The sequence below is a fragment of the Microcoleus sp. Z1_A1 genome (assembly GCF_036700305.1).
GTDB lineage: Bacteria > Cyanobacteriota > Cyanobacteriia > Cyanobacteriales > Microcoleaceae > Microcoleus.
In genome coordinates, this window is sequence record NZ_JAUBOR010000020.1 from 16,051 (window position 1) to 28,557 (window position 12,507).

A 12,507-nucleotide genomic window follows, 5' to 3' on the forward strand; every position below is an offset into this window, starting at 1 on the left:
TGGTGTGCATCGCCCTACCTAATTAGGGATAAATAAACCCGTCCAGACTTTGCATAGTTGTGAATTTACGAAGTTTTGAGTTAAAGAGTTATTAATGCAGAATTCATCCTTTAATTGGCAAGTTGTAGCGGCATCGGTGATAGGTACGAGCCACGAAAAACGATCGCAGCCTTGTCAAGATGCCCACTGCTGGCGTCTCTTGCCAAACGGTGTTTTAGCGGCAGCGGTTGCCGATGGTGCGGGCTCGGCAGCACTCGCAGAAGTTGGGGCAAAAATTGCTGTGGAAGCGGTTGTCGAAACGATTTGCCAGCAACAGGAAAGGCTGCCTGAAAATGACGATGAATGGCAGGTATTCTTGACAGCATCACTGCAAGTTGCGCGGGCGCAGGTGGAAGCAGAAGCGGCAGTGCGGGAAGTGGCTGCGAGAGATTTAGCCTGCACTTTAATTGCTGTTGTTGCTACGCCGGAATTAATCGCCGTTGCTCAAATCGGCGACGGTGCGGCGGTAGCAGGTGATAGTGCAGGAAATGCGATCGCCCTGACTGTACCCCCCTGCGGCGAATACATCAACGAAACTATCTTTTTGATTTCGCCGAATGCAATTGAAACAGCGCAATTTCAGGTACTGCGGGAAAAACTGCGGCACTTGGCGGTGTTTTCCGACGGCTTGCAAATGCTAGCCCTCAAAATCCCAGAAGGCACGCCGCACAAGCCGTTTTTTGCGCCTTTGTTTCGGTTTTCGGGCGAGTGGAAAGAAGAAGAAGATGCGAAACAGCAGTTAGAGTCATTTTTGCGATCGCCCCGCGTTTCCGAACGCACCGATGATGACTTAACATTATTGCTAGCAACTTTTTCGAGTTCGGAGGCACAGGACAATTAAAAATAAACATTTTGCCACAGCCAATACCCATCTGGGTGAATTGGCGTCGATCTGCGGTTAAAAATTTCCGATTCTGAATTTTGCAACAAGTCTAATGCGTTCAACCTCATCAGCGGTGAAAATTTGGCGCGGTTCTATAATAAAATCGAGGTGTCAACAATTCTGCTTTAGTCTGTACAGTAGGTCGTCGTTTGCAAGCACAAGAGATTAAGGATAAGCTCAACTCCCTAATTAGCGCAGCAGATCCAATAGATCCGAGTTTGGCGAGAAGATTGGATGAAATCAATCGCTGGGTGAAAGATGTTAAACCCGGTTCGCTAACTGCTAAAAAATTTGTGATGGCTTTTTTGCTGCAGCTTATCCGAGATTCTCAGGTTTGGCTGGCAGTTCAATCTCTACCTTCAGAAAGAGAACAGCAAGCCGCGTTTGAGTTAATGACGCCGGGAGAAAGGTATTGGTACAGCTATCTATTTCCTAAATGGCTGAGCGAAAACGATCGCAAATTTTACATCTGGAAACAAAAACTCAAGGCCGGCCAATTCGATCCGGGTGATGATATCGTGATTCGTGCGATCGCAGCCCGAATAGTCGATCGCCAAGGCACTGTTTTGTATCGATATGTTGCAGATCTTTCTATGGCAACCGATTCGATCGTTAGTAGCCGCCAACAGCAGCCCCTCTGCATTCAAGTCACAACTCTTTCGGATGAATTCTCTGAACAAAAATATCATAATTGGCAACAAACTCTTCAAGATTGGGGGATTGACAGAGGATTATTTTTAAGTTATGATAAAAACGATGCAAATTTCCTGAATCAGTTAGTTAATATAGCATTATATAATAGTGATAATTTGCCCGCAGGTCGTTACCTCAAGTTCCCGTAAATCAAGCATATCTGCTGCTGAGAATAGTTCGACTGCTCCAAACTCTGTGAAAAAAAATTTGACTAACTCACATATTGCACAATTTTCGAGAAGGGCAACAGCCTAGTCCCCAGACAGATTCTGGAAAAGGGAAAACAGAGCAAGATTTTTCCTCCCCTTTTCTGTCTCCGGGAGGGGTTTGCCAGACACAGGCAAGAGGTGCTTGATACGAAGGCTAAGCAATGGGAACATTTACCGCAGCAATCAATCGGGTGAAATAACTAGCAAGTCTGCCTAAATTGAATTGAGATTTGATTTAATTGCGGTGAAATTGTTGGAAATAAAATCTAATTACATCAAAATCAAATACTATGACAGTACAAGGTACACATACCGTTGAAAATAACTTGCAAAAAGTCTGGGAAGAACTGGAAGCAGCCAGAAAAATGCAGGATGAATGGATGAATTACGGGGTAGATTTTGTGGATTTGTATGTGGAAGACGCGGGCGGTGATTGGTTGGAAAAGTGGGGAAAATGTGAAGAAGAATTAGAGCTAATAAAAAATAAAAAGGTAGATATTGAAGCAGTCAAAGCAGCGATCGACCTTTCCAGCTTTCAGCAGACAAAACTGCTGGAAATTGCCTTAAATTGCCGTTCCTCTACCAGCTATTACTCCGATCGCCCGGAGGAGTCTCCCGCTTGGCAAGAGGTTAAGTACCAACGCCTGTCACTCCTAGGGGGAGCGATTTTCGGTGCTATTGTTACCGATTACCTCTACCGCGAATATCCCGAACTAGATCCCGATGCTATCTCAACCTTAAAAGCTCGTTTAGCAGAACCCAAAAAACTTGCGGATTTTGCACAAAATCTGAAATTCAACGAACTCAGTTGGCGCGTATGGAATGGGAGAGAAACAGAAGAAAGCGATCGCAATAGAGTTTTTTCGGAGACTTGTGAAGCTTTGTTTGGCGCGATTTACTTAGAATTCGATCGCGATTTTTTTCGTGCAGAAAACTGGCTGATTCAGCACTTGATTGAACCAAATGTTTGCCAGCATGGGGAGATAACTCAGCGGCGACAAACAGGGCCAGAAAACGAGGTGAAACGCCGGGAAATCCTGGGGGCGGATATTCTAGATGCGATCGCGATCGACTATTTGTACAACCGCTTTCCCGAACGCAACGCCAGCCAGCTAACTCGCTGGAAAAATATGTTAGTCGCCAAAGAGATTTTCCCCAAAGACTTTAAGGCAAAACTAGGCAGTCAGTACCTGGAGTTGAGAAGCAATTTCTCGCGTACCCGCGACTGGTTGGTGGATAACTTTATCCAAACCGCAGTTGACGAACTGGAAGAGGAAACAGGCGATCGACTGAAATAAAATCAAATTGTCAAAAAAATTGGGGAAACAGCAATGGTTACACAACTGCAATCTCCCGAAAAATCAAATATCATCTACCCCGACGATAACGGCGAACCGATGTCAAACAATACGGATCAGTTTCGATTAATTGTTTGGATTAAAGAAAACTTAGAATTGCTGTTTGCCGACGATCCAAATGTTTTTGTAGCAGGTGACTTGCTTTGGTATCCGGTGGAAGGCAATAACAAACTGTCTCAAGCACCAGATGTAATGGCAGTTTTTGGCATCCCCAAAGGATATCGAGGTTCCTATCAACAGTGGTATGAAAATGATATTGCGCCACAAGTCGCATTTGAAATTTGGTCGCGGGGAAATCGTCTGACTCCGATGATGCAAAAATTTCAATTTTACGAACGCTATGGTGTGGAAGAATACTATTTGTACGATCCCGAAAAATTGGAACTGATAGGATGGTTGCGGGCTGAGGGAAAATTAGAACCGATCGAACAAATTGATGGTTGGGTAAGTCCGAGACTGGGAGTGCGGTTTCAATTATCAGAAACAGGACTCGAAATGTTCGGGCCCTCTGGAGAACCGTTTAGAAGTTTTGTGGAACTCGATCGACAGATCCAGCAAGCCGAGGCGCGGGCCGAACAGGCAGAAATGCTGCTGGAACAAGAACGATCGCGATCGCAAGCTTTGGAAGCAAGACTCCGAGAAATGGGCATCGATCCCAATCAATTGTAAGCACAACTGCAAAATTGAACTATTGTGGAACAGGCCCTCGTAGCCTGTTGCTGAATTTTCCAGGGCGGGCTCTCCTGCCCAACTCCTACTCCCCACAATAAAATTGAACTATTGTGGAACAGGCCCTCCTAGCCTGTTGCTGAGTTTTCCAGGGCGGGCTCTCCTGCCCAATCCACAATAAAATAGAATTATCGTGGAACAGGCCCTCGTAGCCTGTTGCTGAATTTTCCAGGGCGGGCTCTCCTGCCCAACCCCTACTCCCCACAATAAAATAGAATTACGGATTTATCAGTGGGGTAGCTTTCTTTAATCTAAAATCCAAAATCTAAAATCTAAAATCGATTGATGCCCCCATACCCTAAGCGAATTCTATGCAGTTGCAGCGCCAATTTAGCGGACAACTGATTGCGATCGACACCAAAAACGCGATCGCCAGTGGGGGTGAAGGTCGCATCTACCCGATCGCCCAAGACTCGTCCCTTGTAGCAAAAATCTACCACAAACCGACAGACGAAGACGGCGACAAACTCACAGTCATGTTCAGTATGCCGCCGGATGCGCCGATCGCGGAACCCGGGCACGCTTCCATTGCTTGGCCGATCGATTTGCTGCATACTGTCGGCGGGCGCGAAAAAATCGTCGGTTTTGTGATGCCACGCGTCAACAAAGTGATGCCGGTACACACTTTCTACACTCCCAAAACCAGGCGCGAACAAAAACCGCTATTTAGCTATCTTTACCTCCACCGTACCGCCAGAAACCTCGCCTCGGCTGTAAATGCCCTCCACGTCAGGGGTTACGTCATCGGCGATGTAAACGAGTCGAACATTCTCGTGACGGATACGGCGCTGGTAACGCTGGTGGACACGGATTCGTTTCAAGTCCGCGATCCTTATACGGGTTACGTTTATCGGTGTCCCGTGGGGAAACCGGAGTTTACGCCGCCGGAGTTGCAGGGGCAGACTTTCCGCGATATCGATCGATCTCCAGAGCACGATTTGTTCGGTTTAGCGGTATTAATTTTTCAATTGCTGATGGAAGGTACGCATCCGTTTGCGGGAGTTTATCTCGGTAGCGATGAACCGCCGTCTTTGGAAGCGAGAATTCGATCGGGCCATTTCCCCACAGGTACGAAGCGGATTCCCTACCGCCCGATGCCCGCTGCGCCTCCTTTTGAGATGCTGCATCCCCGGCTGCGGCAACTGTTTATCCGCTGTTTTGAGGAAGGGCACGGCAATCCTGCGGCGCGCCCGGATGCGAAAACTTGGGTGAATGCGATTCGGGAAGCGGAAGATGCTTTAGTTACTTGCAGCAAAAACAGTCAGCATAAATACGGAAATCATCTCAGTCGGTGCCCTTGGTGCGATCGGGCAAAACTCCTGAAAGGGCGCGATCCGTTTCCTTCGCGGCAAGCAATCAGCAACGGATTGCACTTGCAGCCCGCGAAAACCAAGCGTAAAAAGCCCCAACCACCGCCTGTCGTGCCCAAGCCCGCAGTGCGTCGGCAACAGCCCGCCACGGGCCTGTCGCGCCCCATGGGCCAGTACGCAGTGCCGTTGCTACCGATGCCAATGTCTTCTCGGAGTCGGACTCCTGCGCCTCGGGTTCCCCTGGGCAAGTTTGAGCGCATTATTCAGGATGCTGCTTGGGGAGGTGTTTGGGGTAGTTTGTGTTTGGCGGCGATCGGGGGGATTTATTCGGCAATCGCTGAGGGGGGCAGTGCTATTTTGGGGGCGATTTTTGTTGGTTCGATTTGGGGCTGTTTTTTTGGGGTGATGTGGGGGGTTTTTACTTTGTCGCCGAATCAAATTTGGCGGAAGTGGGGGGGAGTTTTGGTGGGGGCGGCTTGGGGGGCTTTTTTGTTGGCGGCGATCGGCGGTGCGGTGTTTGGGGCGATTAATAGCACTCCGGGGATCGGGGAGAGGATTTTGGCTGGGGCGGGGGTTGGTGCTGTCTGGGGCTGTGTTTGGGCGAGTTTTCAGCCTCCTCTGGCGCTGCCGGTGGGGAGGGTGTGGGGCCGGCGGGGAGGGTATTTGGGGGCGGTCTGGGGCTCGTTTGTGGGGACTCTGGCTGGTGTTTTTTTGGGGGCTGGGCTGGTGGTTTGGCAGCAGTACGGTGTCCAGATGCGGCCGGTGGATGAGTTTGCGCGTTTGCTGCTGGGTGTGGCGATCGTGGCGGCTGGTGTCGGTTCTGTTGGAGGTGTGGTTTCTGGCGGTTTGTTGGGTTTTTGCGGGTTTGCGCCGAAGTTGCCGATTTCGTTTCAGCCTTCGGGTGTAAGTGGTGGGAGTTTGGGGGCGATTTGGGGTAGTTTTTTGGGGACTTTTGCGGGTGCTGTGTTGGGTGCGGGGGTGTCTGCGATGTTTCCGGCTGTTAGCGCTGGGGTGCCGGTGGAGTTGGGGCCTGTGGCGGGGGCGATCGTGGGGGCTGGTTTGGGGGCGATTTGGGGGGTGGTTTCGGGTACTGTTTGGGGGGCTTTGGGTAAGTGGTGATCGGTTGATGTCTGTTTTTGGGTGGAAAATGCGTCTATGAGTAGGTGTAAAAATCGAGGTGTTAAATTGGGGGGCTATAATGTAGATGCTGTAAGGGTTAGAGGCCCTTCAAGCAATAAAATGGTAGACGCAATCGCTGAAATCTATGCGGGACAAGGGTTTGAGGGCTGTCTGAAAAGTTGGGTATTGACAAGTCGAAGGCTGAAATGGTACTTTTGTTTTATGCAGACGCAAATGAACCTTGAAAACCAAATACAGCAAAGCCTCTGGAACGGGCGGCCGCAATTAACCAAACTCCCTATCAGGGATTGAAACTTCGTGAAATCCCATAAGGCTCTGGCGGCCTTCTAAGCCGCAATTAACCAAACTCCCTATCAGGGATTGAAACATTTGACCAGTAAATTTGATACGCCGCACTGTGCCGCAATTAACCAAACTCCCTATCAGGGATTGAAACTACAGAAGGCAAAACATCCTCACCAGAATCAAAAGGCCGCAATTAACCAAACTCCCTATCAGGGATTGAAACTGCAATGGCGCGATGGAGAAAAAGTTTTGCTCCGGCCGCAATTAACCAAACTCCCTATCAGGGATTGAAACAAGAAGTAGTAAGTTTTTCATTTTTTTATTCACAGTGCGCCGCAATTAACCAAACTCCCTATCAGGGATTGAAACCTCAGAGCTATCCGAGAACTCCAGCCAAAATTTGCGCCGCAATTAACCAAACTCCCTATCAGGGATTGAAACTTAATAGCGTGGAACAAATATTAAAGCTAATTGAAGGCCGCAATTAACCAAACTCCCTATCAGGGATTGAAACCTTATCACTTGCAATCACTTCTGCTATCACTGATTGCCGCAATTAACCAAACTCCCTATCAGGGATTGAAACCTTATCACTTGCAATCACTTCTGCTATCACTGATGCCGCAATTAACCAAACTCCCTATCAGGGATTGAAACACGATTCCAGATATTGAGACAATTTTTAAGCTTCTCTGGCCGCAATTAACCAAACTCCCTATCAGGGATTGAAACCTTTGGAGAAGAGAAACGGTTGCTACGCTTTTTTGCCGCAATTAACCAAACTCCCTATCAGGGATTGAAACGCGAGTTGCTGAAATGTGCCGGGCGATCGCTTCTGCCGCAATTAACCAAACTCCCTATCAGGGATTGAAACAGACGCCAAAGGCTATATCGACATGGAGATTTTGGTAGGCCGCAATTAACCAAACTCCCTATCAGGGATTGAAACTTAATTAATAATGTGGGAAGCCTTCTTCCCTGCCGCAATTAACCAAACTCCCTATCAGGGATTGAAACTTAGGGGAATTTGGCAGTGTGTTGGATGACGGCCGCAATTAACCAAACTCCCTATCAGGGATTGAAACAACTTCGATCGCAGCATCTTTAGCCTTTGCCTCAGCCGCAATTAACCAAACTCCCTATCAGGGATTGAAACACTACAGTTAGCCCGGTGTCAGTCAGCCCGATTACGCCGCAATTAACCAAACTCCCTATCAGGGATTGAAACTGCTAGAAAACTATCAACAGAACGCTAATAATAAGCCGCAATTAACCAAACTCCCTATCAGGGATTGAAACTCTCACCCGTGAGCAAGAAATTACTGGCAGAGCGATTTTCGCCGCAATTAACCAAACTCCCTATCAGGGATTGAAACCAGAATTTGAAATCCGCAATCGCTAGTAGTGCCAGGGCCGCAATTAACCAAACTCCCTATCAGGGATTGAAACGTATTCTTGGGGCCATATTACCCATGCTGTCGGCAAGCCGCAATTAACCAAACTCCCTATCAGGGATTGAAACGCCACCATACCGCCCTCTTCTTGCAGGTCGGGCCGCAATTAACCAAACTCCCTATCAGGGATTGAAACTTTTCGGAACTTGGCGTAAACAAACCAAAATCGAATCTGCCGCAATTAACCAAACTCCCTATCAGGGATTGAAACGGCGGCTTTACATTGCTGGGCGATTTAGCAATCAAAGCCGCAATTAACCAAACTCCCTATCAGGGATTGAAACTTAGAAACGCCACCCTAGCAGGTCTTTGAGATAGCCGCAATTAACCAAACTCCCTATCAGGGATTGAAACCAAATTCATACAGACAAGTTGTTCCGAGGATTACTCGCGCCGCAATTAACCAAACTCCCTATCAGGGATTGAAACAAATGGCAATGACCGTCTGTGTATTAGAAATGATAGCCGCAATTAACCAAACTCCCTATCAGGGATTGAAACACGCCCGGTAAACCTGTGAAAGGAAAAGTTATCCGCCGCAATTAACCAAACTCCCTATCAGGGATTGAAACTCTTGGGAGAAATTGAAGTGTGAGCTGATTGCTGCCGCAATTAACCAAACTCCCTATCAGGGATTGAAACTTAAACCTGCTAGAAATCCGCCCCACGCATGACTACAGTGCCGCAATTAACCAAACTCCCTATCAGGGATTGAAACCCATATCCCATAAGGTTTCTAGGAATTTATCAGAAGGCCGCAATTAACCAAACTCCCTATCAGGGATTGAAACCACGGACTTGACTCTTGACGAAATCAAAGTCGTCGAGCCGCAATTAACCAAACTCCCTATCAGGGATTGAAACGATAGAGGAGGGATTTACAAGCGAGACCAAGTGAGGGCCGCAATTAACCAAACTCCCTATCAGGGATTGAAACGATAGCCGTCGATCGCGCCGTCCGCTGCCAACTGCCGCCGCAATTAACCAAACTCCCTATCAGGGATTGAAACAGCAGATTATGGTAAGTCAGCATGGCAAGGATGCGCCGCAATTAACCAAACTCCCTATCAGGGATTGAAACGTAGCCCCGCACCCCGTCGCTGACTCTGGGTGTAGGGCCGCAATTAACCAAACTCCCTATCAGGGATTGAAACGAAATTAAACGTTAAAGCTTGCATAATTTTTGAGTGCCGCAATTAACCAAACTCCCTATCAGGGATTGAAACACTTAAAAATATTTCTATCCGTAGCCGTACCCCTGCCGCAATTAACCAAACTCCCTATCAGGGATTGAAACGTTGCTAGCCAGATTGAGGTGAAACAATGAAGCGCCGCAATTAACCAAACTCCCTATCAGGGATTGAAACAGCACAGGAAACGGTAGAGGGTGCAAGGCAAGCTAAACGAGGCCGCAATTAACCAAACTCCCTATCAGGGATTGAAACGCAAGTTAGCGGAGGAATCTGAAATCCTGGAACTCGCCGCAATTAACCAAACTCCCTATCAGGGATTGAAACCCTTCACAAAAGATGAAGCCGACGGACTAAAAGAGCCGCAATTAACCAAACTCCCTATCAGGGATTGAAACTACGGCAATCATCCGAAATTGCGATCGCCACTTTTGCCGCAATTAACCAAACTCCCTATCAGGGATTGAAACCACAAACCCTTCGGGCAAGAGCCAGCCAAAATCCCGCCGCAATTAACCAAACTCCCTATCAGGGATTGAAACGTAATTGATCTAGCAATAAGAACGAGCCAACAGCAAGCCGCAATTAACCAAACTCCCTATCAGGGATTGAAACTTGCGTACCTCAACCTTGATCGGTGCTCGCGAGGGCCGCAATTAACCAAACTCCCTATCAGGGATTGAAACCTAGGTGGCAAACAATCGGAGCAAAGCTGAAGTAATCGCCGCAATTAACCAAACTCCCTATCAGGGATTGAAACGAGTGGGGTAATATTCCCACTATTTGGTTTTTGGGGCCGCAATTAACCAAACTCCCTATCAGGGATTGAAACAGTCACCACTGCCGCCACCTCTGGCGGAACTTCTGCAAGCCGCAATTAACCAAACTCCCTATCAGGGATTGAAACAAAGGAGGAAATAGCGCTAAATATTCCAGCAGATGGCCGCAATTAACCAAACTCCCTATCAGGGATTGAAACGCTCCCGCTAAGTTTACTTAGAATTCTCCGAACAGCCGCAATTAACCAAACTCCCTATCAGGGATTGAAACAAAACACGTAACTTTAAATCATTGGAACAATTCAGCCGCAATTAACCAAACTCCCTATCAGGGATTGAAACAGCCTCTTCAATCTTGGTCAATGCACCATAAGCGCGTGCCGCAATTAACCAAACTCCCTATCAGGGATTGAAACCTGAGAAGCTTCCACACCAACCGCCGGAACCCTCGCCGCAATTAACCAAACTCCCTATCAGGGATTGAAACTTATCTTCCTTGTTGAAAATAAAGAAGCCTTTACCGCCGCAATTAACCAAACTCCCTATCAGGGATTGAAACTTCCGGCAACCATACCTGCACGTCGCCATTTTCCGGCCGCAATTAACCAAACTCCCTATCAGGGATTGAAACCTGAGAAGCTTCCACACCAACCGCCGGAACCCTCGCCGCAATTAACCAAACTCCCTATCAGGGATTGAAACTTATCTTCCTTGTTGAAAATAAAGAAGCCTTTACCGCCGCAATTAACCAAACTCCCTATCAGGGATTGAAACTTCCGGCAACCATACCTGCACGTCGCCATTTTCCGGCCGCAATTAACCAAACTCCCTATCAGGGATTGAAACTTATAATTTCATCTAGTAACTGTCCCATTGTTACGCCGCAATTAACCAAACTCCCTATCAGGGATTGAAACCTCTGAAAGAGCAAAATACAAATTAAGTCACAACCAACCTAAATCCCATCTTTACTTCAAATGACAGTGACAATTCGGCTTTTCAATCAAAGACTCAACCAAAGCATTCAAAGCAACCGCCGCCAACAAGCCGCCGCCAAAAGTTCCCACAGTCGTAATATAAGCAACGCCCGATCGCACTAACCGCCGTTTCGCCACCGGAGAATGACTAAAACCGATCGGCATTCCAACTACCAAAGCCGGTTGCAATTGCCCACACTCGATCGCCTCGCAAACCGCCATCAGCACAGACGGCGCATATCCTATCACCAATATACATCCTTTTTCCAGTTTCAACAACTTATCAAACCACTCACGCTGCTGCCAGAATTCCTGTTCCGCTTCCGCCGCAGCATTGATGTGCGGATCATCAATTAAAGTTGCAATACTTGTTCCCAAATGCGCCAATCTTGTCCCATCCAAAGCCGCAAAAACAGGCGGCACATCAGCCACAATTTGACACTGATTTTTCAAAGCATCCCGCGCCGATTTAATCGCCGTTTCGCTCAACTTCACAAACGGCAGCAGCGAACAATCTCCGCAAGCTAACACCAGTTTAGAAAGCAAGTCTACCTCAATTTCCGAGCGATCGGCCAAATCCGGCAACAAAAGCTGCAACGACTCCCCAAAATCCTCCGGGTGAGTGTGCGCCCCCGCATCCCAACCCTCCCAAAATTGTTCCAACTCATCCCACCCCCCCTCAGTTTCCGCCTGCAACAGCCTTAATTGCGCCAATGCGTCCGCTTGCACCGCTTGACAGGAAATATCCCGTCCCAGCAATCCTTCCAGCGCCGAAGCCGTTTCTCTGAGGCGAACAATTTGCTGAATAACCGACAGATATTGCCGTTGCAGAGTCGCCATCAGCGCGTCAGGCGAAGCATCCGCGTCAGTTTCTAACAGTTTGCGGATGTGAGACAGTTGAAAGCCTTGCTGCTTGAGTGCCACTATTCTTTGCAGCCTTTGCACATCGCTGCGGGTATACAATCTATAGTTAGAAGTCGATCGTACCGCCGGAGATAGCAGCCCCAAAGCGTGATAGTGTCGCACCATCCGAGGGGTAATTGTGCCTTTTACCGCTTCTGTAAGTTGTTTGATTGTCAGGTATTGTTGCATGGGATTTTGGGAATTTTGGGATTGTATATTTGATTCTCGAATTCACCCAGAGTCCGCTGGGGAATCAATTCCCACGCATTCACCCAGAGTCCGCCGGGGAATGAATTCCCCGCCTCATAGCAGAAGTCGGTTAAAACCGACTAAAACATTAAATTCAATTCTCAGCCATCTTCAGTCCTCTTCCAGAGGACTTGCGCTATGAGACAGGGAATTCATTCCCTGTCGGACTGTCGGACTCAACTATTCTTATTGCATGGGATTTTGGGATTTTGATTGTATATTTGATTCTCGAATTCACCCAGAGTCCGCCGGGGAATGAATTCCCCGCCTCATAGCAGAAGTCGGTTAAAACCGACTAAAACATTAAAT

General features: G+C 47.9%; 6 protein-coding genes and 1 CRISPR repeat array. Of the genes, 5 read left to right on the top strand and 1 reads right to left on the bottom strand.

Annotation, left to right across the window (positions count from 1 at the left end; genetic code table 11):
* Positions 1–94 precede the first annotated feature (94 nt).
* The 5 genes from QT973_RS14995 (at position 95) to QT973_RS15015 (ending at position 6,340) form a co-directional block, all read left to right on the top strand.
* Positions 95–880 (top strand): PP2C family serine/threonine-protein phosphatase, encoded by a 786-nt coding sequence (locus QT973_RS14995; RefSeq protein ID WP_333239540.1) that lies wholly within the window; start codon positions 95–97, stop codon positions 878–880.
* 191 nt (positions 881–1,071) lie between these two features.
* Positions 1,072–1,764, top strand: a complete 693-nt coding sequence (locus QT973_RS15000; RefSeq protein WP_333207914.1) for a hypothetical protein — start codon at positions 1,072–1,074, stop codon at positions 1,762–1,764.
* A gap of 350 nt (positions 1,765–2,114) precedes the next feature.
* The gene (locus tag QT973_RS15005) at positions 2,115–3,122 is read left to right on the top strand and encodes a ribonuclease III domain-containing protein (protein WP_333054286.1); all 1,008 of its coding nucleotides are present in this window, start codon (positions 2,115–2,117) and stop codon (positions 3,120–3,122) included.
* A 33-nt stretch (positions 3,123–3,155) separates the two neighbouring features.
* Positions 3,156–3,851, top strand: coding sequence for a Uma2 family endonuclease (locus tag QT973_RS15010; protein ID WP_333054285.1), 696 nt, complete (start codon positions 3,156–3,158; stop codon positions 3,849–3,851).
* A 371-nt stretch (positions 3,852–4,222) separates the two neighbouring features.
* Entirely contained in the window at positions 4,223–6,340 is a 2,118-nt protein-coding gene (locus tag QT973_RS15015; protein ID WP_333391618.1) for a DNA-binding protein, read from the top strand.
* Positions 6,341–6,618: 278 nt separating this feature from the next.
* A CRISPR array of direct repeats spans positions 6,619–10,986; the repeat unit is 37 nt; unit sequence GCCGCAATTAACCAAACTCCCTATCAGGGATTGAAAC.
* A gap of 51 nt (positions 10,987–11,037) precedes the next feature.
* Here QT973_RS15015 and QT973_RS15020 read toward each other — a convergent pair.
* A complete protein-coding gene (locus tag QT973_RS15020) occupies positions 11,038–12,138 on the bottom strand; it encodes a precorrin-8X methylmutase (protein WP_333260731.1) in 1,101 nt (366 codons plus the stop codon).
* Between the last annotated feature and the right edge of the window lie 369 nt (positions 12,139–12,507).